The sequence below is a fragment of the Psychrobacillus syltrankelensis genome (assembly GCF_055454035.1).
Map to the genome: position 1 here is coordinate 2,582,060 of NZ_CM144227.1, position 25,148 is coordinate 2,607,207.

Sequence of the window (25,148 nt, forward strand, 5' to 3'; positions counted from 1 at the left end):
GAATGTTTTATACATTTATTCATTCGTGTTTTTCTATGTAATTAATTGACTCTAATGAGGTAGCTTGGTACAATTACACTGATTTCATTTAGGACATAAAAATGTCTAGCGGAGGTGCTGGCACATGCCATCAGTAGTAGTTGTAGGAACGCAATGGGGAGATGAAGGAAAAGGAAAGATAACAGATTTTCTATCCGAAAATTCCGAAGTAATCGCACGATATCAAGGTGGTAACAATGCGGGTCATACAATAATTTTTGGAGGAGAGACTTATAAGCTTCACCTTATTCCCTCTGGTATTTTCTATAAAGATAAGATTTCGGTAATAGGAAATGGTATGGTAGTGGATCCAAGAGCACTTGTAAAAGAATTAAAAGGCCTACATGATCGTGGTGTAACAACAGAAAATTTACGTATTTCAAATCGTGCCCATGTTATTCTTCCTTATCATTTAAAACAAGATGAAGTAGAAGAAGCGCGTAGAGGCGTGAATAAGATTGGTACAACAGGTAAAGGTATAGGTCCCGCGTACATGGATAAGGCTGCACGGGTAGGTATTCGTATCGCAGATCTACTTGACTACGAGGTATTTAAAGAAAAATTAGAGCGTAACTTGGAAGAAAAAAATAGAATGTTTGAGAAATTTTATGAAACAGAAGGATTTTCAGTAGAAGAGATCTTAGAGGAATTTTATAACTACGGGCAAGAAATTGAAAAATATGTAACAGATACTTCAAAGGTATTAAATGATGCGTTGGATGAAGGACGGAGAGTATTATTTGAAGGTGCACAAGGAGTTATGTTGGATATTGATCAAGGAACTTACCCATTTGTAACTTCTTCTAACCCAGTAGCTGGCGGTGTTACAATCGGTGCAGGTGTAGGACCAACAAAAATATCACATGTTGTTGGTGTATGTAAAGCATATACATCACGTGTTGGTGATGGTCCATTCCCTACAGAACTTTTTGATGACATAGGAAATAAAATTCGTGAAGTGGGTAAGGAATATGGAACTACAACTGGCAGACCACGACGTATTGGTTGGTTTGATACAGTCGTGATTAGGCATGCTAGACGTGTAAGCGGTCTAACTGATTTAACTGTAAACTCCATCGATGTGTTAACAGGACTGGAAACAGTAAAGATTTGTACTTCTTATAAATATAAGAATGAACTAATCACGGAATATCCAGCAAATCTTCGGATATTAGCTGAATGTGAACCAATTTATGAGGAACTTCCAGGTTGGAGCGAAGATATTACAAGTTGCAAAACATTAGATGACCTACCAGATACAGCTCGTCATTATTTAGAACGTATATCCCAACTCACTGGTGTACCAATTTCTATCTTCTCTGTAGGCCCAGATCGAACACAAACTAATATTATCTCGAGTGTTTGGCGATAGTATAAGGATTTATGGCAGGCTTCACAGCTATCTTTTCTGAGATGAGCAGCTTCAGAGGCGTTAGTATAGGGACAATTATTAAATAAAACAGCATACAAAAATAAAACCTTTAGGAATTCCTAAAGGTTTTATTTTTTGTCGATATGGCGAAGATTCAAAAATTATAATCTCCTATTATGACAAATATAACATTGAATAAAAAGGGTCTATGTATAAAATTTAGTTATTTTGGTGAAAAGTAAAATATAAAAGTCGAAAATTATAAATATTTAATCGATTTAGGTAAAAATTGGATAATAATTTAAAAATATGGTGTTAATTATACAATTACTTTACATTAGGCTCGTTTTTGTCCTTATTTTATATCAATTATGTTAAATTAAAATAGTATGAAACAAAGAGACATCAACTTTTAATGAATTTGGAAGGAGCTTTATCATGTTTTTGAATAGAAAGAATGATGAACAAATAGATATTGATATTGATATTCTTTCAAACAGAAAGTCACATATGATGAAAAAAGTAGCCATATCACTTTTACTTATATCTAGTTTAACTATTAATATGGCTTTTGCAAACGAAGGTAAAAAAAGCACATTAAAAGAAATATATCATATATACTCAAACGGACAATATGTGGGGTCATTATCTGCTAAAAAAGAAATGCAAAGTATTATAGAACAAAAAGAAAAAGCTTCAAGCAACCAGTACGTCGATCTTTCTATTAAAGCTGGTTCCAATATCTCTATTGTACCAGAACAAGTTTTTACAGCATCAACAAACGATGAAGAAACACTTAAAAAGCTAGATAAAATAATCGAAGTAGAAGCAACTGCATTTGCTTTATCTGTAAATGACGAGATGGCCGTCTACGTCAAAGATTTAAAAGCATATCAAGAAGCTATTAGAAAACTAAAACTGCATTTTGTTACGGAAGAAGAGTTAAACGTACTGGAAGCAAGAAAGAGTTCTCTTGAATCATTACCCGAATTAAAAGAAGACGAAACCCGTATTGCTGATGTAATTTTAAAAGAGAGAGTTACTGGAGTTACAGTAAATGTAAAACCAGAGGAAATTATATCTCCTGATGATGCTGTAAAACTATTATTAGATGGAACATTAGAACAAGAAAAGTATAAAGTCATGGCAGGCGATGTGTTGGGATCAATCGCAAGCAAACATAATTTATCGACTGCTGAACTATTGAAGATTAATCCGAGTATTGATGAAACTACAATATTACAAATAGGAAAAGAGTTAAATGTTACTGTCTTAAAACCAATTATTAATGTAGAAGTTCAGTACGAGAAAAAAACGATTGAAGTTATGAAGCACAATAAAACAGTAGAAGCAGCAGAGGATATGTTTAAAGGTGATACAAAAGTAAAACAAGAAGGTTCAGACGGGAAGAAAATTGCTACTTATCTAGTACGAAAAGAAAATGGAGTTCAAGTGGGAGAGTCGCTCATTACAGAAACAATTCTCGTACAACCAAAGGATAGTATTATTTTAAAAGGAACAAAGGTTATTCCATCTCGAGGATCAGGCAACTTTGCCTGGCCAGCAGAGGGTGGATATATCTCTAGTCAAATGGGTTATCGTTGGGGTCGAAAACACGAAGGGATAGATATAGCTCGTCCTAGCGGGTTTACTATTAAAGCGACTGATAATGGTGTTGTAGAAGCTGCAGGATGGGATGGAACATACGGTCAAAGAGTAATTGTAGATCATCAAAACGGTTATAAAACTACTTATGCTCATCTTTCATCTATTAGTGTTAATGTAGGAGAAGTTGTTCCTCAAGGTTCAAAACTAGGTGTCATGGGCAACACTGGACGTGCCACAGGAACCCACTTACATTTTGAAGTAGAAAAAAATGGAGTTACGATTAATCCTTTATCCGTGTTAAAGTAAATATTAATTAAGAGATAGTCATTAGCTTGGCTATCTCTTTTACTGTTTTTTAAGTAGCTAGTATTCTGACTCCGTACGCACTTGGAGTCGGCAACTTCTGCGGAAATAGTAGATGTTTTCTGCACCGAAAGCGTATAGGAAGGAAGGCTAAGAGCGCCTCGTCCTGTGGCAACGCCTTCATGACCAACATCCTGTTGGTTTAGGAGCCTGAAGCCATGCCCACGAAAGGCGTCCGCCATAGCGGAAATTAACGATATTTCTACAGTTACTCTTCTCAAAAGATAAGAAAATATGGATTATCATTCTGCGGAAACAGTGTTCATAATACTTGAAGGAATTAAATAACACGTGGATTTCCGTTTCAGGTGGACGCGTTCCGCGGGGTGAGCGATGAACCATCACCGCCGCTTACGCGTTCGTTGTGATGGTTCATCTGTCTCACTCATCCCGCCGGAGTCGCCACCTTTCACTACAATCCATTTAAGTGAGTAGTACCTAACAAGAAGATCTAGCTCAACTATCACTAAGTGGATAGAATTATTTTAAGTAAACGTAGTGATTATGCCGTCCAGTAATCATTGTTGAACAAGAAAGCCAGTATGCTTTGTCAAAATAATAACTCCAATTTCTTTTGCTAATTCATATATATGGCAAGCGGAACGAGAAAAAATAAGTAGTATCAGAAGCGATGAGCTACCGACATAGCATCTTCGGAAACTTTTAAAAGAGTAGGAGAGTATTTTATCTCTAATTCTCCAACCAAACGCATCATGTCTACACAAATTCAAGAGGGCGACGGATAAACATTTGCCACAAGATTACTGAAAAAAATGTAGTAGCTTATGTTCCCAAAGCACTCTGGGAACTTTAAAGACAAGATGCACTTAATGAGAGCTTGTGTCTTTCTTATTCATTTCCTGGGAAATAATTCGACAATCCTCGACTTTGAAATTTCGGCTTTTACTTAAAATGATGCGTATAGTTTAAAAGCATGTTAGAGTTAAAGAATAAACATAAAAATAATATACTTTATTAATAGAACATATCACGAGAAGGGGTACGATCAATGAGTAAAAAAATATTAGTAGTAGATGACGAGAAACCAATTGCAGATATACTGCAATTTAATTTGAAAAAAGAAGGTTATCAAGTATTTTGTGCGTATGATGGAGATGAAGCTCTGAAGAAAGCAGAAGAAATACAACCAGATTTAATGTTATTAGATATTATGCTACCAAACAGAGATGGTATGGAAGTTTGTAGAGAAATTCGAAAAAAATACGATTTCCCAATTATTATGCTCACTGCTAAGGACTCAGAGATTGATAAAGTACTTGGTTTAGAGTTAGGAGCAGATGACTATGTAACAAAACCTTTTAGTACCCGTGAGTTAATAGCACGAGTAAAAGCGAATATGAGAAGACATCAAGCAATACAAGAAGATGTGGAAGTTGTAACGAATGATATTAAAATTGGACTACTTACAATTCAACCAGATGCTTATTTAGTGTTAAAAAGAGATGAAACAATCGAACTGACTCATCGAGAGTTTGAATTGCTACATTATTTAGCTAAACATATAGGACAAGTGATGACAAGAGAGCATTTATTGCAAACAGTATGGGGTTATGATTATTTTGGGGACGTTCGAACTGTAGATGTTACAATTCGTCGTTTACGCGAGAAAATTGAAGATAATCCAAGTCACCCAACATGGATTGTAACTAGAAGAGGTGTTGGTTACTACTTACGAAATCCTGAACAGGAGTAGAAGGAATGCAGAAGGTTGGTTATTTTAAATCTATTCATGTAAAGATTGTGTTCATTTATATATTATTAATCATAATTGCTATGCAAATAATTGGTTTATATTTTGTAAAGGGGCTTGAGCAGTCCTTAAGAGATAACTTTCAAAAATCTATCTCGGATCGTGTTAGTTTACTCGAATTTAGCGCAAGAGAAGAGATATTAAAAATAAGAAATGAAGGAGACGCAACTGTAGAACAAAGTTTGCGTTCTATTTTGTCTGGTCTAAACTCGAATGATATTAAAGAGGTTAGAGTGATAGATGCAAGATATCAAATTCTCGCATCTTCAGATATAAATAATCAAGCAATTGTTGGCCAAAGATCAATGGACGACCTAGTAAGATCATCTATAACTGCTGAAACACCTAAAAGTAAGATTTCACTGGATGAGAAAACAAGAAAACAACGAATTTGGATTTTATCAACGCCAATTATATCTCAAGGGGAAGTAATTGGATCCTTGTATGTTGAATCTAATATAGAAAATATTTTTGACCAAATGAACGAAATAAATCGAATTCTTGCGGGTGGAACTGCAGTTGCGTTAGCGATAACAATTGTACTTGGTATTTTAATAGCACAAACAATTACAAGACCTATATCAGACATGAGAAAACAAGCACAAGCAATGGCAAAAGGTAACTATTCCAGAAAAGTACGTGTTTACGGAAATGATGAAATTGGTCAGCTAGCTATTGCTTTTAACCATTTAACAAATCGATTACAGGAAGCCCAGTCTACGACAGAAGCAGAAAGAAGAAAACTTGCCTCTGTTCTTACCAACATGACAGACGGAGTTATTGCAACAGATAGGAAAGGAAGGGTTATTTTAATCAATGACCCAGCACTACGCTTTTTAAGAATTCCAAGAGAAATGGTTTTAAATCGCCCCATTACTTCTGTATTAGGAATTGACATGGATCAGCCGTTTGAAGACTTAATACATTCTAAAGAATCAATTACACTTGACTTTAGCACACACGATCGACCTTTTATATTGCGTGTAAATTTCTCGGTTATTCAGAAGGAAACAGGTTTTGTTAATGGTTTCATAGCAGTTCTTCATGACAACACTGAACAAGAGAAGATTGATATGGAACGTAGAGAATTTGTAGCGAATGTATCTCATGAATTGCGCACTCCTCTTACGACCATGAGTAGTTATTTAGAGGCTCTAGCGGATGGAGCGTGGAAAGATCAAGAGATTGCACCATCTTTTCTACAAGTTACTCAAACAGAAACACAAAGAATGATTCGTCTAGTAAATGATCTTCTTCAGTTATCAAAAATGGATAGTAGAGATTATGAATTAAATCGTGATATAGTCAATTTTATTCAATTTTTTAATCGAATCATAGATCGTTTTGAATTATCTAAATCACAAAATGTAACTTTTCATCGACTACTTCCTGACACACCTTATTATGTAGACATAGATACTGATAAGCTAACACAAGTAATTGATAATATTATTTCCAACGCGTTAAAATACTCCCCAGATGGAGGGAATATACGATTTGGAATAGCGGTGAAGGAACAAGTGTTGAAGGTGATGATTTCCGATGATGGTATGGGTATACCTTCTGAAAATGTTGAGAGAATTTTCGATCGTTTCTATCGTGTAGATCGTGCAAGGGCAAGATCTATGGGGGGTACTGGCCTTGGATTAGCAATTGCCCGGGAAATGATTGAAGCACATGGAGGGACTATTTGGGCAGAAAGTGAAGAAGGTCAAGGAACAACAATATTTTTCACACTTGAAATTGAAATGGAAGAGGAAGGTGAGTGGGATTGAGGTATATTGAACATGTGAAATCTGTCATTTTACTCTTGCTCATCTTGCTTAGCCTAACCTTAACCTTTACTATATGGACCTTTTCTCCGACTTACGATACGATTGATACACCAATTGTGGATATTTCCATTGCGGATAAAAAGAAAATAGAAGATGTTGTGAAGCCCTATCGTGTATTATTTAGTCATGAGGAAACAATGACGGGTTCAGAAACTCCGTTAAACATAGAAAGGGTATTAAACTTAATTAAAAACTGGGAATTACAAACTATAGAACCAATGAATAATAGAGCTAGTTTTCAACAAATAAATGATTATATTACAACGTCGAATCGAATTACGTTTATGTATCCTTCAGAAGTTCCTATTAAAACATTTGGTAGCATTTTTTCTTTCACTGATCATAACTTTCCGGATATCTCATTTAATCGTTTAGTAATTGATTTGAATGGTCCTGCAGAAGGTGAAGTAGTATTTTATTTCATTAATACGGCCAAACAAAGGGTATATAAATCTATCGTTAAAAAAGTGGATAGTGAAGCGTTTTCGGAGCGTTTAATAAAACAAACTGTTAACTTAAAGACTTATAGTGAAATAGTAAGGCCAGGTAAACTCTCTCTATTTGTTTCGGATAATCCAGAAAATATAAATGAGTATAAGTATTTTTTAGAGGAAATTCCAACAGAGAAGTTTAAAAATGCTCTGTTTAGTTCTCCTAGTCTTGTTCGTAGTAATTCTATCGGAACAAATGGCCAAGAATATACAGATGATAGTGCTCTAATGACTGTTGACTTTTTGTTTAAAAGATTAAGTTATGTACATCCTGCTTCAGAGAGTAAGAATCCTGGGATTCCTGCAGATCTCATCCAGCACAGTGTAGATTTCATAAATGAGCATAATGGTTGGACGGATGATTACCGATATAGTCGTATTAATCCAGCTACACAGCAAGTTAGTTATCAGCTTTATATGAACGGGTTACCTGTGTTTAGTAATGATACGAGTACGGAAATTTCGCAATTTTGGGGAGTGAATCGAGTCTATCGATATATTAGACCGTATTATTCATTAAATGAATCTACACCAATTAAAAAAAGAGAAGTACAATTACCTTCCGGGAAAACCACATATGATTTAATTTCTTCAGAGATAAAATTGTCATCAGTAGATGATATTGTAGTTAGTTATTATTTGTCGCAAGATGATCAACAGTCATTATTAAATTTAACGCCTTCTTGGTATTATTTATCAAAGGGTATATGGACTCGTGTATCTCCAGATATACTTGGAGGTGGCAAATTTGGATTGGAATAAAACAAAGACAATATTTATTATTGTGTTTTCAATTTTAAACGTATTTTTGTTTTCTCTGTATTTAAATAGATACAATGAAGCACTCGACGTAGAAGTGCAGAGTGATACGCCTATAGAGGAAAGACTTTTTCTTGATAATATAACAGTTCCAAAAATGGAGTCAGTTGTTCAAGCGGCAGCCTATGTTTCAGGCGATGTTCATAATTTTAGTGATGATGAATTTGATCATCTTACGAACCAAAGAGTGGAAATTAAAACTAGTGATCATTTAATTAGTACATTTATTAAACCAATTCCAATAACAGAAGACGATTCATTGGAAAAATTAGTATATGAAAATATATTACATGGAGATTCTTATGGGATATGGAAAATTGATAAGGAAAATAAATCCGCTTCGTTTTTTCAAAAGGTAAATGATCGATTTGTCTATTACAATAAGAATGCGAAGATAGTTGTCTATTGGAATGACCAACAAGAACTCGTTGGGTATGAACAAACGATATTGGACAACTTGGAAGACTATAATGAATCGAAAAACTTATCACCTTATATGCAAGCAATTAAAGCTTTATATTCAAGAGGACTACTAAAACCTGACACCACTGTAAAAGAGATAAGTCTTGGATATTCCAGATTAGTTGAAACATCGGAAACGCAAGTATTTTCACCAACTTGGTATATACTAGCTGAACTTTCAGATGGAACAAAAGAAGAATATTTTGTAAACGCAGTCGAAGGAAGAGTTATTGATTTGCCAAAAGAAATGGAAGAAGCAGCTGTAAAGTAAGGAGTAATTAGTATGAGATTTAGTGTATTAGCAAGTGGGAGTAGTGGAAATGCGGTATATGTGGAAAATGAGGAGCATTCCTTTTTAGTTGATGTTGGGCTAAGCGGAAAGAAAATGGAACAACTCTTCAGTGAAATTGATCGCGATATGAAAAAACTATCGGGTATTTTTGTTACACATGAGCATAGTGATCATATTAAAGGACTAGGTGTAATCGCAAGAAAACATGGAGTACCCATTTTTGCAAATGAGAAAACATGGTTAGCGATGGATTCGCATATTGGAAATGTTTCTTTAGATCAACGATTTCAATTCGACATGGAAACGATTAAAACATTTGGCTCAATCGACATCCAGTCTTTTGCAGTGTCTCATGATGCCGCAGATCCAATGTTTTATATTTTTCATGAAAATGGACGAAAACTTGTTTTAATTACTGACACTGGCTATGTAAGTGATCGGATGAAAGGGCATATTAAAGGAGCAGATGCTTTTGTCTTTGAGAGTAATCATGATGTAAGTATGCTTCAAATGGGACGTTATCCTTGGTCTGTAAAGCGAAGAATCTTAAGCGACGTAGGTCATGTATCAAATGAAGACGCCGCTGTTGCCATGAGTGAAGTAATAGAAATTAAAAATACTAATATTTATTTATCTCATTTAAGTAAAGATAATAATATGAAAGATCTTGCTCGTATGAGTGTGAGCCAAACACTTGAATCGTGTGGTATTATAGCTGGGGAATATGTGCATCTACATGATACGGATGCAAATGTACCGACCGAATTAGTATTAGTGTAAACAAAAAGTTCCAAAGGCTTTCTAGCCTTTGGAACTTTTTTTAGAGAAAGTAAATAAATTAACATTCTACGAAACCAGTGTTGGCCGTACTTTATAGATTTAAATAATACCGCGGATTTCTTTTTCAGGTGGACGCGTTCCGAAGGGTGAACGATAAGCCAACACCGTCGCTACGCGTTCGTTGTGGCTCAACTGTCTCAGTCATCCCGCTAGAGTCGCCACCTCTCACGACAATCTATTAAGTGAGTAGTAGTTCTCTAACGGATGTTCATATGATAAAAATGTCATCTTTCTTACTAAGTAATGATAAAACGTCGCATCCTTACTAGGTGATTGGAGCACAGGCAACGCTTTCATGACTAACATCCTGTTGGCCAAGCAGACTGAAGACATGCCGCGAAACGTGTCCGAGTAGCGGAAATTATACGGCATTCATATGCTACTCTTCTAAAAGCACCGGTTATATTTTTGCCCGGTTTTTCTTATTCGAAAAAATTTTACAAGTATGTTTTATTAAACTTTTAATTAATTTTCATCTTATTTTAATGTTAATTGGGTAAATTAATTAAATAAACATATACGTAAAAAGAAAGGGAGATGAAAAATGGACGATTATAATCCATATGAACCACAGGAAGAACCGATAAAAGAAAAGAAAAAAGGTTTGGTAGGTTATTTTTTTAGTGGCTTGGCAGGAGTAATGGTAGGAGCACTTCTTGTTTGGTTTTTAATACCATCCGTTTTAACTAATATGCCAACAAATAATGGAACGAAAACGACTCAGACTTCTATGGAAACCCAACAGCTATCAGTTGATGTGACAACTGGAGTTACAGAAGCAGTTGAGAAGGCTTCGGGTGCTGTAGTTGGTGTATCAAATATTCAATCAGTCACCGATTTCTGGAACCATACAAAATCTAACCAAGAAGCTGGAACAGGTTCGGGAGTCATTTATAAAAAGGAAGGTGGAAAAGCTTACGTCATAACTAATAATCACGTCGTGGAAGGTGCAAAATCACTAGAAGTAACATTAGTGGATGGAACAAAGGTAGAAGCAAAACTTGTAGGAACCGATATTTGGACAGATTTAGCAGTGCTTGAAATTGACGCAAAAGGAGTAGATTCTGTCATTACTTTTGGTAGCTCAGATGCATTAAAACAAGGTGAAACAGTAATTGCTATTGGGAACCCACTTGGACTTGATTTTTACGGATCAGTAACAACTGGTGTCGTATCTGGTAAAGATCGTGCAATACCAGTAGATATAAATGGAGATGGTGTGATAGATTGGCAAGCAGAAGTTTTACAAACAGACGCAGCGATTAACCCTGGTAATAGTGGAGGCGCGTTGATAAATTTAGCAGGTCAACTTGTAGGGATTAATTCTATGAAAATATCCGAGGCTGCTGTTGAAGGTATAGGCCTTGCAATTCCAGTTGACTCAGCAATTCCAATCATTCAGGACTTAGAGCGAAATGGAAAAGTTAATCGTCCTTCTATGGGGATTACATTAATTGATTTAACAAACGTACCTGCAATTCATCAAAAAGATACTTTAAAGTTACCGCCAGAAGTAACTACAGGAGTTGTGGTAAACGAAGTTATTCGAAATTCACCTGCAGCAAAAGCTGGAATGAAGGCTTATGATGTAATCGTTGAGATGGATGGAGAAAAAATTGAAAATACAATTGATTTAAGAAAACATTTATATAATAAAAAAGAAATTGGGGACGTATTAAAAGTTAAAGTGTATCGAGACGGAAAAATAGTTGATTTAACACTTAATTTGGTGGATACAGACAGTTTATAAAATGTGGATAACTTGTTATTGTAAATAAAGATTTACACAGCGAGTAGGAAAAGAAAAGCTATTCTTTCCTACTCGCTTTTCGTTTGGTAAAATAGGATGTGGATAACAATGAGTGTTTTGTGTATAACTTAATAAATTAATCATTAAAATAAAGGAAGTGAAAAATTGAGAATATTCAGTTGTGAAACCCATATAAACCATGCTTTAGACATGTTTGTAGCGGAACAAAAAACCTTTCCAATGTTAGAGAAGTTATTGAACGAAGAAAAGTTATCCACAAACTGTACCTATTGTAAAGAACGAGCAATATATATTGTAGCAAGTGAAGAATAGAACACAATATGTAGATAAGTGTTGTGGATATGTGCATAACTTCAGTGTATAACTTGTTTGTAAATGAAATGTAAAGGTGGATAACCTGTGAATATACAAATTATCTCGGTTGGAAAGTTAAAAGAAAAATATTTAAAACTAGGGATAGAAGAATATGCTAAACGATTAAGTAGTTATGCAAAAATGGACTTGGTAGAGGTGGCTGATGAGAAAGCACCTGAAAATCTAAGTGAAGCCGATATGGAAATCGTTAAGAAAAAAGAAGGAGATCGTATCCTGGCAAAAATCAGTGGAGATACATATGTTATTGCTCTTGCAATTGACGGTAAAATGAAATCATCGGAGCAGCTTGCAAATGGCTTAGAATCGTTAATGACCTATGGAAGAAGTAAAATTGCATTTGTTATTGGTGGTTCACTTGGTTTACACGAAGAAGTATTGAACCGATCTGATGAAAAACTATCATTCGGTAAGATGACATTGCCCCATCAATTAATGAAGTTAGTACTGATCGAGCAGATTTATCGAGCGTTTCGAATAATTAAAAATGAGCCTTATCATAAGTAAGTGAGATTTTTAGAAGGGGTTGTCTTCTTAGTCATTTAGTGACTGAGAGATGGTCCCTTTTTATAAAAAATAAAAGCATTATGTCCACACAAATTCCAAGAGGGTGACGGACAAACATCATCCGCCACAAGATTACCGAAAAACGAAAAATGAATGGAGAAGTGACGCAGCACTTCTCCATTCACAAAAAATTAAACGCTAATAGTGTAGTAAACGTTTCGTCCAAAGCATTCTAGAAATAGAAAAGACAAAATGCACTTAACGGAAGCTTGCATTTTTCTTAAAAGATAAGTATAGGCATTTCTATTAAGTAACTGTCTAGACACCAACTCCTTGCCCTAGTGGAAGACATAGTCTCTTTGGCTTTTTAATGTCACTGGAACTTCATGGTACTACTTCTCCCTTTTTTATTAGCTTTAAATAGTCTATAATTATTAAATGATGACAGGTTTTATAACTATAAATAATTTTTTTAAACTTTGATAGGGTTATATAGAGACTGAAAAGGTGTGAGACGAGGTACACCAACATCTTTTCTGCAAATTTTAGGGTATAAGGATGGTAAAAATGAGCAGAGAAACTAAAACAGACGTCATCTTAATTGGTGCCGGAATTATGAGTGCAACTTTAGGGACACTTCTGAAAGAATTAGTACCGGAATGGAAAATTACAGTTTTTGAGAAGCTCGAAAATGCTGGTGAGGAAAGCTCTAATGAATGGAATAATGCAGGAACTGGGCATGCAGCACTGTGTGAGCTTAACTACACTTCCGAAAAACCAGACGGCTCAATAGATATTAACAAAGCTATCAAAATAAACGAACAGTTCCAACTCTCCATGCAGTTTTGGTCTTACCTTGTAAACAGTAAGCGGATAAATAATCCGAAAGACTTTATCATGCCATTGCCTCATATGAGTATGGTACAAGGGGAAGAAAATGTATCGTTTTTAAAGAAACGTTTTGAAGCGATGTCAAAAAATCCATTATTTCAAGGAATGGAATTTTCCGATGACCATGAAAAACTAAAGGAATGGATTCCGCTTATTATGGAAGACCGTCCATCGAATGAAGTTATTGCAGCAACAAAAATCGACTCTGGTACGGATGTCAATTTTGGCGCTTTAACGCGCATATTGCTTGACCACTTAAAGAATAATAACGTTGATATTAATTACAGACATAGTGTTGAAAATCTTAAACGTACGAGTGATGGTAAGTGGGAAGTGAAAGTCAAGAATGAGGCTGAAGGTAAAATTGAATACCATACAGCAAAATTCATCTTTGTAGGAGGCGGAGGAGGAAGTCTTCATTTACTACAAAAATCCGGCATTCCTGAAGGAAAACATATTGGAGGATTCCCAGTAAGCGGACTATTTTTAGTGTGTAACAATCCTGAAATTGTAGAGCAACATCATGCAAAAGTATATGGTAAAGCTAAGGTTGGTGCTCCGCCAATGTCTGTTCCACATCTAGACACAAGATTTATTGATAATAAAAAATCGTTGTTATTCGGACCGTTTGCTGGTTTCTCACCAAAGTTTTTAAAAACTGGTTCAATGTTAGATTTAGTAACTTCAGTAAAACCAGATAATGTCATAACTATGTTGGCGGCAGGCGCAAAAGAGCTATCATTAACAAAATACTTAGTCCAACAAGTTATGTTATCGAAAGAAAAGCGCATTGAAGAGTTACAGGAGTTTGTCCCAAATGCTAAACTCGAGGATTGGGATACAGTAGTGGCTGGTCAACGTGTACAAGTTATCAAAGATACGGAGGCCGGTGGAAAAGGAACTCTTCAATTTGGAACGGAGATTGTTAGTGCAGCTGATGGTTCTATTGCCGCGTTACTAGGTGCTTCTCCTGGGGCCTCTACCGCTGTTCACGCTATGCTTGAGATACTTAATAGATGCTTCCCACAACATATGCCAGAATGGGAATCCAAAATTAAAGAGATGATTCCTTCTTATGGTATGTCACTAATGGAAAATCCAGAGCTTTTGCACGAAATTCATACTTCAACAGCGGGTACCCTTGAACTAAATGATTCAGATTTAGTTAATAGTTAATTCTTTGAATGTAGAATCCATTGTATTTGATCAATGGACAATCGTTTAAGTGATTGAAATGCAATGAACAATTATTAAATAATAAAACATAGAATCTTTGATCTATCTATAGATTGAAGGTTCTTTTTTAAGAGATAAGCATGCGTGTATATGAAATGGAATTCCCATGAAATAGGTTGATTTGCAACAGCAAGTGGACACTTTCCAGGGGACAAGCATTAAGTAGCTTACTTCGCTTTCGCTTTAAGTCCGGGGTCCGACCTTCCCCTCCAATCAACATTGAAAACAGAAATTTATCCAAACAAAAAAGCATCATGTCCTGACAAACTCCAAGAGAGTGATGGACAAACATCTGCCGCAAGATTACCGGAAAAATGAATTGTGAAGTGACACGCAGTTCACGATTCATAACCACTAAAGGTAATAGTGCAGCTAATGTTTCGTCCAAAGCACTCTGGAATTAGTGAAGACAAGATGCTCTTAATGGGCGAATGACTTTTGTAAAATAAATACTGTGTATTAGTTGATAACTATTTAAAAACAGGAACTTTTCTCAGTAAAGCAGATACTGGAATGGCAATTATAATCCCCACAACATTTTGAACTATGTTTCCAGGGATAGAAGCAAGTGGTATAATCCAGCTTCCATAAAGTACTCGTTCACAAATGTAATAAATACCTAGCATAACGGGAATCGAACTAATGGTAGCTATTAAATTGAAAGTAATACTATTTCCTTTACGGCCGAACGACCAAGCAATTTTTCCAACTAAATATCCTTGCAGGCCACGTGCTACAAATGTAAAGGGTGCCCACAATGTCCAACCAGAAACTAAGTCAAATAACCCCATACCTATAGCCCCAGCGAGAGCCCCTTTTTTAGGGCCAAATAATATAGATGCGATAAAGAGCATGGCTGTGCCAAGATGAACCAATCCCCCGTTTGCAGCGATAGGTAGCTTGATATTTAAAACGAGAGTAGAAACGAATACAAGTGATATTAACATTGCTGTTAGAATTAAATTAAAAGTACGAGTTTTTGTTGTTTTTTGCATAGACATAAACCTTCCTTAACTTTTTATCTTTATCAAAATCAGAGTTGTTACTACTTTTGGCGTCAGCCAAGCGTATTGTTTCGTATTTATTGATAACCTTAGCAAAGGATTAGTATATTTAAAAGTATCAATTTAGCAAAAAACTTAGGTGTCAGTTTGAAAAGAAAGCTAGTTATTAGTAAGCAAAGTATAATAAAATAATGCGTTTTATAAGAAAAAAATTCATATGCGGGAGATACCAATGTTATCTAAAAACAAATTTTTTAGTAAGCATTTTATTAGACCAGAAACTGGGGTATTGATTCTTACTGCAATATTGACGACGGTTGCAAGTGAGATAAAAGTAATTCCTTTCGATGAAGAATCTTTTCGTTTTGGATTAGGAAGTGTTACTTTCTTTTTATTAATACTAATTTGGACCCCAGTGTCTCTATTAAGAACAGGTTTTGTAACAGGGTTAACAGTTGTTGGATTTCGTTTATTCGGGGATATACTATTGAATGATGCACATCTTTCAATTAGTTTAAAAAATCATTCCCCTGCATTCTTATTTTATTTTTTATTTGCACTTGGATTTCATATTGTTAAAGTCGAAAAATATAAAGCATTGCCACTCATATTGGGGGCATGGGCTGTCTTATTTGAATTTATCGGTAATGGTGCAGAACAGGTAATGAGGCATGTTTTATTGCACAGATCAAATTTAAGTATTCAGGATTGGGAACTAATAAGTGGAGTAGCACTATTAAGGAGTTATTTTGCTGTGGGCCTATTCGGTTCTATTATCATATCTGAACAAAAGAAACGTATGCAAGAAATGCTTAAGGTTGGCTCTGATTTATATGCAGAAACCCTCTATTTACAAAAATCAATGAACCATATAGAACAAATTACTGCATCAAGTCACAATTTGTATCGACAATTAAAAGAGAAAGAATTAAATCATCTAGGTAATCAAGCACTACGTATTGCCCAAGAAATTCATGAAGTAAAAAAAGATTCCCAACGAATACTATCAGGGCTTACTAAAATAACTTCACAAAAAACAGATCAGCCTCTTTTTCTTTCAGATGTTATAAATCTGGTTATTACCGCTAACGAAAAATACAGTGAACTGTTAAGAAGAGATATTAACTTTTATTTATCTGTCAAAACTGATTTTGAAACAAATCAACAAATTCCTCTTCTTGCTTTGTTAAATAATTTAATTGCAAATGCTGTTGAATCTATAATAAGTAAAGGTGATATTAATGTAACAGTACTCGAAGACTCTACAAATACTTGTTTCGTTATAAAAGATTCAGGTAAGGGTATTTTAAAAGAGGATGTACCGATAATCTTTGAGCCAGGATATACGACAAAATTTAATGATCAAGGGGTGGCATCGACGGGAATTGGATTATCTCATGTTAAAGAAATTATCCAAACGTTGGTAGGTCAAATTGAAATCGAAACACTCGAACAAGGAACGATTTTTCGAATCTACATTCCAACTGAAAACATACGAAAGCGAGTGGAATAAAACTGCGTTATTTTATAGTAGATGATGATACAGCTAGTAGAGCAATGCTCAAGAAAATAATAACAGAAGGAGATCTTGGTGTTGTAATAGGAGATGCAGATAGCGGCGAGAATTGTATTCTGTCTATACTTAAGATGCATCCGGATGTTGTTTTAATCGATTTATTGATGCCAGTAATGGATGGCATTGAAACAATGGAACACTTAAGAAGTCAAGGATATGAAGGTAAATTCATTATGATATCTCAAATCGTTAATAAAACAATGGTAGGAGAAGCTTATGAAAAAGGTGTAGAGTTTTTTATTCATAAACCAATCAATCGTGTAGAGGTCCAGAGTATTCTTAAAAAAGTTGCGGAACAGTTTCGATTAAAAGATTCTCTTCAATCAATACGCGAATCATTAGAGAAAATTGGAACTGTTAAAACTGTTCAGAGACAGCAAAGTGTAAAGGAAATAGTATTATCCATACTCAATGATATGGGGATTATCGGAGAAGCGGGGAGCGACGATATAGTTTCTATTATGGAACATGTTATAAATCAGCATAGTGCAGAGACCCAAATACCTCCTTTAAAAGATTTATACGAATCCGTTGCCACCAAGATGGGCTTGAATCAAGTAGACGCGAAAAAGGAAAGTAAGGCAATTGAACAGCGTATACGGAGAACAATTCTTGTAGCAATAAATAATTTAGCTTCTTTAGGTTCAATCGATTACACGAATCCTGAGTTTGAATACTATGCTCCTCGTTATTTTGACTTTCAAGAAATTAGAAATCAAATGATACATATTAGAGAAAGTAGTAGAGAACAAATAAAAATAAAAGTTAATAGTAAAAAGTTTTTGCAGGTGCTGTATTTAGAGACAATCGAAAAATACAAACAACAAGCAGAAAAAAAATAAATTTGTAAATGTCGTATTTTGTCGGATTTTATAATTCATCCTTATAATATTGTAAAAGCTATTTTGGACACAAGAAAGCGTTTTCAATAAAAAAGAGGTGACTAATTGATGAAAAAGAAGTTTAAATTCACTTTGGCATATCAAATTCTAGTCGGATTAATACTAGGGATTATTGTCGGAGCAATTTTTTTCGGAAATCCAGCAGTTGAAAAATATTTGCAACCAATCGGGACTATCTTTATAAACATGATCAAAATGATTGTTGTACCAATCATTGTTTCTACACTAATTTTAGGTGTTGCAGGTACTGGCGATATTAAGAAATTAGGTAAGCTTGGTGGAAAAACACTGATTTACTTTGAAATTGTTACAACTATTGCTATTGTTGTCGGTTTGTTTGCTGCAAATATATTTAAACCCGGAGTAGGTTTGGATATTTCTACACTTACAAAAGGTAATATTGATCAATATGTTCAAACAACTCAGGAAGTTCAACATCATGGTTTTGCGGACGTATTAGTAAATATCGTTCCGAGTAATATTGTCAAAGCTATGTCAGATGGTAATATGCTAGCAATTATTTTCTTTTCCGTACTTTTTGGTTTAGGAATTGCAGCAATTGGCGAAAAAGGAAAACCAGTTCTTGCATTTTTCCAAGGTACGGCCGATGCCATGTTCTGGGTAACTAATCTGATTATGAAGTTTGCACCATTTGGAGTATTTGCATTAATTGGTGTTACAGTTTCAAAATTTGGATTAGAATCGTTGTTACCTCTTGGAAAGCTAATGATCCTTGTTTACGCAACGATGCTATTTTTTATTATTGTTGTGCTAGGAGGAATTGCGAAGCTTGTCGGTATTAACATTTTTCATCTTCTAAAAGTGTTAAAGGACGAGCTATTACTAGCTTATTCTACTTCAAGCTCAGAAACTGTATTGCCAAAAGTTATGGAGAAAATGGAAAAGTTCGGGTCTCCGAGGGATATTGTTTCCTTTGTAGTACCTACGGGTTATTCTTTTAACTTGGACGGGTCAACTCTATACCAGGCTTTAGCAGCAATTTTTATTGCACAAATGTATGGTATTGATTTAAGTATTGGGCAACAAGTTACATTAGTACTCGTATTAATGTTAACATCAAAGGGAATTGCTGGAGTACCAGGTGTTTCATTCGTTGTTTTACTTGCAACTTTGGGAACGGTAGGTATTCCACTAGAAGGACTTGCATTTATAGCAGGTATTGACCGACTTCTTGATATGGCACGTACAGTAGTAAATGTAGTAGGTAATTCACTAGCTACAATTGTTATGTCTAAGTGGGAAGGTCGATTTGACACTGCGAAAAAAGAGGAATATTATTCTTCCCTTGAGTAAGGACAATAGAGTGACAAACGAAAACCGGCATCCAAATTGGATAGCCGGTTTTTTTTGAGAATATGAATAATATCAAGTACATTTTGACAAAATTCTTATAAAACCTACCATCATCGTTCAGAGGTATTGATGTTAAACAAAATAAAAGATAGTATTTTCTTATATGGATTCTGAATCATTAAAATTGTTAAAGAGGCGCAAAAATTTTGTTAGTAAATTTTTGGAAGTGAGTTGAAGCAAATGGAGAAAAATAAAATTTTATCTATATTAGAAAAGGAATTAGTTGTCGCACTTGGTTGTACGGAACCAGTTGCCATTGCATTGGCGGCTGCAACTGCGAAAAAGCATGTGAGCGGAGAAATACAAGAAGTCGTTGTGAGAGCAAGTGGAAATATTATTAAAAATGCTAAATCTGTTGGGATTCCTGGAATGTCTGGAAAAGGTCTAGATTTCTCGGCAGCCATTGGAGTAGTTGCTGGAAACCCAGATAGAGGGTTGGAAGTGTTAACTGGACTCACAGCGGATGATGAGCGTGTAGCGTCTAAGTTAATTGAAGAGGGAAAAGTGAAGGCAAGCCAAGCTGATACGCCAAAAAGATTATATATTGAGGTCGATATTCAAACGGATCAACAAAACGCTCGAGTAATTATCTCTGACAATCATAGCAATATTACATTAATAGAAGTTGATGGAAAAGCAATTTTCCGAGGTGGTTGCGAAAATAATAGTATTCAATCAGTCGAGGAAGACTCAGAAAAATTAACGATAAATGAAATTTATGAGTGGGTTCTTCAGGTAGATATTAATAGTCTTGAACTTATAAAACGGAGTATAGAATTAAATAGTGTGATTGGAATAGAAGGGCTTTCTGGTAACTACGGACTAAATGTTGGAAAAACCATTCGGGAAAATATTAAAAAAGGGATTTTATCAGATGATTTAGCAACTGCGGCAATGTCGCTTGCTGCTGCTGGTTCCGATGCAAGGATGGCGGGCTCGACACTGCCGGTTATGGCTAACTCTGGAAGTGGAAATCAAGGCATTGCCGTAACGTTACCAGTAGTTGCAGTTGCAGAGAAACTCCAGGTTCCAGAAGAAAAAATGATTCGGGCAGTAGCACTTAGCCACTTAGTTACAATCCATATTAAATCTAAATTTGGACGTCTATCAGCATTGTGTGGTGTGACTACAGCTGGGATGGGAGCAAGTGCGGCTATCGTCTATTTACTCGATGGTACTCTTCAGCAAGTCAAAGCTGCAGTTCAAAATACAATTGGTAATGTTTCAGGAATGATTTGTGATGGAGCGAAAGCAGGTTGTGCGATGAAGGTTTCCACCTGTTCAAATGTTGCGGTTCAGTCAGCTTTGTTAGCCTTGAATAATCAAGGGATACAGTCTACAGACGGATTTATACATGATGATGTAGAAAAAAGTATTGATGCTTTTTGTACATTGGGAAATGAGGGGACAAGAGAAACAGATAACTGGATTCTAAAATTAATGATGGAAAAGTAATGAGAAATAAAAAAGTATAGCGAAATTAGAATCTTGAGTATTTTTAGTTCTTTCGATTTTTATCATTCGCATCGATTATTCCTAAATTCGGCTCTGTTAAACTAGGTTGTTGTTTTTTATAAGCATTTATTTTGTGATGAAAATCCGCGAGACTCCTGCGGAAAAACGGGGACGGAACTGAAAAACCTTAAATATAAATTTTTTTAGTTACTTGCTCAATTTTTATTACCATAAAAGGATTTAGTGCGGCGGCAAATATTTTTTGCGACGAGTAACCGCAGGAGCATGAGACTCTTGCGGGAATAGCGAGACAGACGAGACCCCGCACGAAGCGAAGGAGGAGGCTCATCGCTCGCCCCACGGAAAGCGAATGCCAGAGCGCTAAATCCGGGAAGTAGCTATTAATAATTTATTTGCAAATTATTAGAATGACACTTTTTCAGTGCCCTCAAAACGGGCTGCCAAGACCCCGCAACAAGCTTGCGAGTGGGAGGCTTGGCAGTTCTTCCGCGGAAAGCGAGCGAATTTTCGTCATTAAAAACATTATCGTTTAATAGAGCCTAATTATAAGTAAAAAGAAGACCCCGTTTCCAAAAACGGGATCTTCTTTTTATTGACTCATTTTAATAAGAGTGGGAAGTTGGTAAGTCACACCTTTTTCAGGTAAGAAAGTTTGATTTGGCCCTTTCAACAATTCCGGTGTAAAGCCGTGTAGCGGAATTGTCACTTTTGCTTGCATAGCATCCGCCAACCACTTAATCTGTGTAGCCGTTGCGTGACCAGACACACTGAGTACAACGAGTTCCATTCCTAGTGTATCTATCCATTCCAACAATTTAGCATACGTAGGATCAAAGCTGCCTAATGGTACGCCATTAGAGTGAACATACGTCGCACCTTTCACAGGTAAATCTAATAAGGTTCTAATATGATGATAGGAAGATTGGAACCATACGGATGAAAAATTGTCTCGTACTTCATCTAAGATTATTGGTTGTATCTTCTGTATTTGAACATCGATCTTTGATTCATCTTGTCCAGCTACTAAATATCGTACGTGTGGTGCTTCTAAATTGAATGCTTGTACTAAATAAGCAGTTTCAGGTTCGAAGACAATCATTTTCTCTTTTTGCCTTGCTGCTTCGATCAATATTTCTAAACGCTTCACATTTCGATGATAAATATTGAAAACTATCGGAGACTCAATCTCTAGTAAATCCGGTATTAACTTGTCCGCTTCACTTTGAATGACGGGATTAGAATCCAGAAATTCCTCTTGCACATTGGTTGTCTCTATTATCAATATGTCAGGAAATCCTGCGATGTTCGGTAAATTTGCAGTATTCACATCGCTTCCGTGTAGACGCACGTCACCAGAATAGACAAGCGTTGTATCGGGAGTTGTAATTCTCATTGCAGAGGCACCAAGTGCATCGTGATTCACAGGGAAAAACTCTACTTGTATATGTTCAGATACTAATATCGGTTGATGAAATGGCACACTCTTCACTTGTCGTTCTACATCCACATTTGGCTCTTCACCAATTGTATGCAAATGCTCATATAAGGTTTTGCTATCCTCACTCATTATTATTGGTATATCTGGGTGTACATACTGTAACAAACCTATATGATCTAAATGTAAATGAGAGATTGCGATTGTTGTATTTTCATCAATCTCATCCGTTTTCAACACGCCGCTAATTTTAGGAATCACGCCGATTGCTTGTAATTCTGAAATCATAGTTTGAGGGCGTGCTTGGACGCCTTCTTTATTTTGAAATACCATCCCAAAATCAGCTATAAATCTTTCTTCTTTATACTTTACTTCAAAAATAGTACCTCCAATTGTTTTTAAGCCAGCATAAAATTGAATGGTAGTACCACTATTTTTGATTGTATTTTCTGTCATCATTTAGCTTGATCTAGTGCTTCTTGAGCTTTTGTGCTCATTGCTTTTAAAGTTTCCGCTGGCGTTGCGTTATCATATAACATTTTATCTAATTCTGTTTGAATTGCGTTTTTCATTGCAAAAGAACCCGGTAAACGGACATCAATAAATCCATATGCGTATTGTGCATTACCTGCTTGATAAGGCTCATTTGCTTCAATGAATGAAGTCCAATCTGAGCCTTTTTGAGCAGATTCACGGACTGGAAGGTAACCTGTTGTTTTAGCCCAATCTACAGTATTATCAGGAGAAATAAGGAATTTCATGTATTCAAATGCTGCTGTTTGTTCTGCTTCAGTGCTATCGGCAAACATTGTAATATTTGTTCCTTGGAAAGGAGCAGCTTGCTCAACGCCTTTTGGTAGTGTAGTTGTTGACCATGGCATATCCCCAGCATCTTTCGCTACATATGCAATACCTGCACTTGAACCAATGTACATAGCGACGTCACCTCTTGTGAAAGGACCGGACATGTAACCATCTTCACCAGCCATACGAGCAGAACCTTCTTTAAGTATATTGTTGATAAATGTTAAAGCATTTAATCCTGCATCTGAGTTAAATAAAACTTTTCCTTGTTGTTCATCTACGAATTTTCCGCCTGCTTGTTCAACCCATAAGCTGAATTCAGAACCCATTCCATTTTCAAAGCCCATTCCAACAACTTTTTTACCATCAATTTCTTTTGTTAAAGCTTTCGCATCAGTTGCTAATTCGTCCCATGTTGTAGGAGGTGTTAAGGCGTTATCTTCAAAATACTTTTTGTTGTAGAAAAGTACACGTGATGATTTATTAAAAGGTAATCCTAAAATTTTATCGCCAAATGTATTATCGTTACGGAAAACTTCGCTAATATCTTCATAGCTTTGATCAGCAGGGAATCCATTTTCTCCGTTAATCATTGGAGCAAGGTCTACTACCAGGTTATTTTTATTATAATCCGTCATCCACTCAGCATAAGCTTGTGCAATGGTAGGAGAAGTTTTTGCTTTAGCAGCAGCTAATAACTTTTGTGACAAGTCGCCGTAGCTGCCTTGGTTCACTAATTTTACTGTAATATTTTCATGTTCAGCATTGAATTTAGCTGTTGCATCTTCTAACCATTTTTCATGTGTGTCACTCATTGCATGCCAAAATTCTACTTCTACTGGTTCACTTGCTTCTGCTTTTGCTGTTTTTGTTGCTTCTGTCGAAGTATTGCTTTCGTTTGTACTGTTGCTACAAGCGGCTATTAATACGCTCACCATCATTATAAATAATAATAAAGATAACTTTTTCATGTTTAAATCTCCTTATTTTTTAATGTTTTGAAACAGGTAGAATTAATAATTTTCAATACTTCAATATCTCTAAGCAACACCTCCTCAAATGTATACACGTTCAACCTTTAATCCCAGCTCCTGCAATCCCTTTGATGATGTATTTCTGTAAGAAAATAAATAAAATAATCATAGGGAAAATAATCATCGTCGATGCCGCCATAAGCAGTTCATACACAGTTCCTGCTTCCGTTGTAAAGCTAGTTAATCCAACTGGTAAAGTTCTCATTTCTTTTGAATTTGTTACAATTAATGGCCATAGGAAAGCGTTCCAAGATCCAATTGCTTTCAATAAAATAATGGTAATTAACGCTGGTTTTGCGATTGGAATCATAATAGACCATAAAAATCTAAAATTTGTACAACCATCCACACGCGCTGCGTAATTTAACTCTTTAGGGATTTTGAGAAAGAATTGACGTAGTAAAAAGATAGAAAAGATACTTGCGGTCCAAGGAACAATTAATGCTTGATAATGATCAATCCAACCTAAATTAGAAAGCAAAACAAAATTAGGCACTAATAATACTTCACCTGGAACCATCATCGTTCCAATCAATATTGCAAATAGCACATCTTTTCCCCAAAAGTTTAAACGACTAAATGCATAGGCAGCTAAAATGGTTGTAATTACTTCACCTATCGTACTTAAGACCATGACAATGACGGAGTTCATGAAATAGGTTGCAAAGGGTGCTTTTTTAAATGCTTCTGAAAAGTTATCAAAACGAAATGTTTCTGGAATCCAAATAGGAGGCATAATCATGACTTCGTTACCACTTTTAAGCGATGTGGAAATCATCCAAACGAAAGGTAATAGCATTAAAACACTACCGGCACCTAGCATTACGTAAATAAATAACTTCGAAAGTGGACTGGTTTTCATGTTCTTGCTCCC

The 25,148-nt window shown here is 35.6% G+C and carries 19 protein-coding genes; 15 read left to right on the forward strand and 4 right to left on the reverse strand.

The window, feature by feature from the left end; genetic code table 11:
• The first annotated feature begins 124 nt into the window (after positions 1 to 124).
• From ACTSKG_RS12485 to ACTSKG_RS12535, 11 genes are all read left to right on the forward strand, one after another.
• Positions 125 to 1,411 (forward strand): adenylosuccinate synthase, encoded by a 1,287-nt coding sequence (locus tag ACTSKG_RS12485; RefSeq protein WP_464754914.1) that lies wholly within the window; start codon positions 125 to 127, stop codon positions 1,409 to 1,411.
• 438 nt (positions 1,412 to 1,849) lie between these two features.
• Positions 1,850 to 3,325: a peptidoglycan DD-metalloendopeptidase family protein gene (locus tag ACTSKG_RS12490; protein WP_464754915.1), complete on the forward strand. Its 1,476-nt coding sequence runs from the start codon at positions 1,850 to 1,852 to the stop codon at positions 3,323 to 3,325.
• 1,066 nt (positions 3,326 to 4,391) lie between these two features.
• A complete protein-coding gene (yycF, locus tag ACTSKG_RS12495; protein ID WP_464754916.1) occupies positions 4,392 to 5,096 on the forward strand; it encodes a response regulator YycF in 705 nt (234 codons plus the stop codon).
• 5 nt (positions 5,097 to 5,101) lie between these two features.
• On the forward strand, positions 5,102 to 6,928 hold the full coding sequence (walK, locus tag ACTSKG_RS12500; RefSeq protein ID WP_464754917.1) for a cell wall metabolism sensor histidine kinase WalK: 1,827 nt from the start codon (positions 5,102 to 5,104) through the stop codon (positions 6,926 to 6,928).
• Positions 6,919 to 8,241, forward strand: a complete 1,323-nt coding sequence (locus ACTSKG_RS12505; RefSeq protein ID WP_464754918.1) for a YycH family regulatory protein — start codon at positions 6,919 to 6,921, stop codon at positions 8,239 to 8,241. The genes walK and ACTSKG_RS12505 overlap by 10 nt, the downstream gene beginning before the upstream one ends.
• Entirely contained in the window at positions 8,228 to 9,031 is an 804-nt protein-coding gene (locus tag ACTSKG_RS12510; protein WP_464754919.1) for a two-component system regulatory protein YycI, read from the forward strand. Before ACTSKG_RS12505 ends, ACTSKG_RS12510 begins: the two co-directional genes overlap by 14 nt.
• 12 nt (positions 9,032 to 9,043) lie before the next feature.
• The gene (locus tag ACTSKG_RS12515; RefSeq protein ID WP_464754920.1) at positions 9,044 to 9,832 is read left to right on the forward strand and encodes an MBL fold metallo-hydrolase; all 789 of its coding nucleotides are present in this window, start codon (positions 9,044 to 9,046) and stop codon (positions 9,830 to 9,832) included.
• Positions 9,833 to 10,436: 604 nt separating this feature from the next.
• On the forward strand, positions 10,437 to 11,642 hold the full coding sequence (locus ACTSKG_RS12520; protein ID WP_464754921.1) for a S1C family serine protease: 1,206 nt from the start codon (positions 10,437 to 10,439) through the stop codon (positions 11,640 to 11,642).
• A gap of 165 nt (positions 11,643 to 11,807) precedes the next feature.
• Positions 11,808 to 11,975, forward strand: coding sequence for a CxxH/CxxC protein (locus tag ACTSKG_RS12525; RefSeq protein ID WP_464754922.1), 168 nt, complete (start codon positions 11,808 to 11,810; stop codon positions 11,973 to 11,975).
• A gap of 87 nt (positions 11,976 to 12,062) precedes the next feature.
• A complete protein-coding gene (gene rlmH, locus ACTSKG_RS12530) occupies positions 12,063 to 12,542 on the forward strand; it encodes a 23S rRNA (pseudouridine(1915)-N(3))-methyltransferase RlmH (RefSeq protein ID WP_464754923.1) in 480 nt (159 codons plus the stop codon).
• 567 nt (positions 12,543 to 13,109) lie between these two features.
• Complete coding sequence (locus tag ACTSKG_RS12535; protein ID WP_464754925.1) at positions 13,110 to 14,609, forward strand: malate:quinone oxidoreductase; 1,500 nt, start codon at positions 13,110 to 13,112, stop codon at positions 14,607 to 14,609.
• A 530-nt stretch (positions 14,610 to 15,139) separates the two neighbouring features.
• Here the strand turns inward: ACTSKG_RS12535 and ACTSKG_RS12540 are convergent.
• On the reverse strand, positions 15,140 to 15,664 hold the full coding sequence (locus tag ACTSKG_RS12540) for an ECF transporter S component (protein ID WP_464754926.1): 525 nt from the start codon (positions 15,662 to 15,664) through the stop codon (positions 15,140 to 15,142).
• Between the two features lie 241 nt (positions 15,665 to 15,905).
• Between ACTSKG_RS12540 and ACTSKG_RS12545 the strand changes: the two genes are divergently transcribed.
• The 4 genes from ACTSKG_RS12545 to ACTSKG_RS12560 all read left to right on the forward strand — a co-directional run bounded on the left by ACTSKG_RS12545 (position 15,906) and on the right by ACTSKG_RS12560 (position 20,980).
• Complete coding sequence (locus tag ACTSKG_RS12545) at positions 15,906 to 17,186, forward strand: ATP-binding protein (protein ID WP_464754928.1); 1,281 nt, start codon at positions 15,906 to 15,908, stop codon at positions 17,184 to 17,186.
• Between the two features lie 2 nt (positions 17,187 to 17,188).
• Positions 17,189 to 18,091, forward strand: a complete 903-nt coding sequence (locus tag ACTSKG_RS12550) for a response regulator (RefSeq protein WP_464758025.1) — start codon at positions 17,189 to 17,191, stop codon at positions 18,089 to 18,091.
• 108 nt (positions 18,092 to 18,199) lie between these two features.
• On the forward strand, positions 18,200 to 19,465 hold the full coding sequence (locus tag ACTSKG_RS12555) for a cation:dicarboxylate symporter family transporter (protein ID WP_464754929.1): 1,266 nt from the start codon (positions 18,200 to 18,202) through the stop codon (positions 19,463 to 19,465).
• A 240-nt stretch (positions 19,466 to 19,705) separates the two neighbouring features.
• Entirely contained in the window at positions 19,706 to 20,980 is a 1,275-nt protein-coding gene (locus ACTSKG_RS12560) for an L-cysteine desulfidase family protein (protein WP_464754931.1), read from the forward strand.
• 610 nt (positions 20,981 to 21,590) lie between these two features.
• On the opposite strand, the gene ACTSKG_RS12565 is transcribed toward ACTSKG_RS12560, so the two are convergent.
• From ACTSKG_RS12565 to ACTSKG_RS12575, 3 genes are all read right to left on the reverse strand, one after another.
• Positions 21,591 to 22,895 (reverse strand): MBL fold metallo-hydrolase, encoded by a 1,305-nt coding sequence (locus tag ACTSKG_RS12565; RefSeq protein ID WP_464754932.1) that lies wholly within the window; start codon positions 22,893 to 22,895, stop codon positions 21,591 to 21,593.
• On the reverse strand, positions 22,892 to 24,211 hold the full coding sequence (locus ACTSKG_RS12570) for an ABC transporter substrate-binding protein (RefSeq protein ID WP_464754934.1): 1,320 nt from the start codon (positions 24,209 to 24,211) through the stop codon (positions 22,892 to 22,894). Before ACTSKG_RS12570 ends, ACTSKG_RS12565 begins: the two co-directional genes overlap by 4 nt.
• A 100-nt stretch (positions 24,212 to 24,311) precedes the next feature.
• On the reverse strand, positions 24,312 to 25,136 hold the full coding sequence (locus ACTSKG_RS12575) for a carbohydrate ABC transporter permease (protein WP_464754936.1): 825 nt from the start codon (positions 25,134 to 25,136) through the stop codon (positions 24,312 to 24,314).
• Positions 25,137 to 25,148 lie beyond the last annotated feature (12 nt).

Bases quoted from the DNA above. Each gene is read 5' to 3' on its own strand.
- ACTSKG_RS12570 (WP_464754934.1), bottom strand. From the start codon at position 24,211: ATGAAAAAGTTATCTTTATTATTATTTATAATGATGGTGAGCGTATTA.
- ACTSKG_RS12545 (WP_464754928.1), top strand. From the start codon at position 15,906: ATGTTATCTAAAAACAAATTTTTTAGTAAGCATTTTATTAGACCAGAA.
- ACTSKG_RS12535 (WP_464754925.1), top strand. From the start codon at position 13,110: ATGAGCAGAGAAACTAAAACAGACGTCATCTTAATTGGTGCCGGAATT.
- ACTSKG_RS12575 (WP_464754936.1), bottom strand. From the start codon at position 25,136: ATGAAAACCAGTCCACTTTCGAAGTTATTTATTTACGTAATGCTAGGT.
- yycF (WP_464754916.1), top strand. From the start codon at position 4,392: ATGAGTAAAAAAATATTAGTAGTAGATGACGAGAAACCAATTGCAGAT.
- ACTSKG_RS12540 (WP_464754926.1), bottom strand. From the start codon at position 15,664: ATGCAAAAAACAACAAAAACTCGTACTTTTAATTTAATTCTAACAGCA.
- ACTSKG_RS12555 (WP_464754929.1), top strand. From the start codon at position 18,200: ATGAAAAAGAAGTTTAAATTCACTTTGGCATATCAAATTCTAGTCGGA.
- ACTSKG_RS12520 (WP_464754921.1), top strand. From the start codon at position 10,437: ATGGACGATTATAATCCATATGAACCACAGGAAGAACCGATAAAAGAA.
- ACTSKG_RS12565 (WP_464754932.1), bottom strand. From the start codon at position 22,895: ATGATGACAGAAAATACAATCAAAAATAGTGGTACTACCATTCAATTT.
- ACTSKG_RS12490 (WP_464754915.1), top strand. From the start codon at position 1,850: ATGTTTTTGAATAGAAAGAATGATGAACAAATAGATATTGATATTGAT.
- walK (WP_464754917.1), top strand. From the start codon at position 5,102: ATGCAGAAGGTTGGTTATTTTAAATCTATTCATGTAAAGATTGTGTTC.
- ACTSKG_RS12560 (WP_464754931.1), top strand. From the start codon at position 19,706: ATGGAGAAAAATAAAATTTTATCTATATTAGAAAAGGAATTAGTTGTC.
- ACTSKG_RS12485 (WP_464754914.1), top strand. From the start codon at position 125: ATGCCATCAGTAGTAGTTGTAGGAACGCAATGGGGAGATGAAGGAAAA.
- ACTSKG_RS12515 (WP_464754920.1), top strand. From the start codon at position 9,044: ATGAGATTTAGTGTATTAGCAAGTGGGAGTAGTGGAAATGCGGTATAT.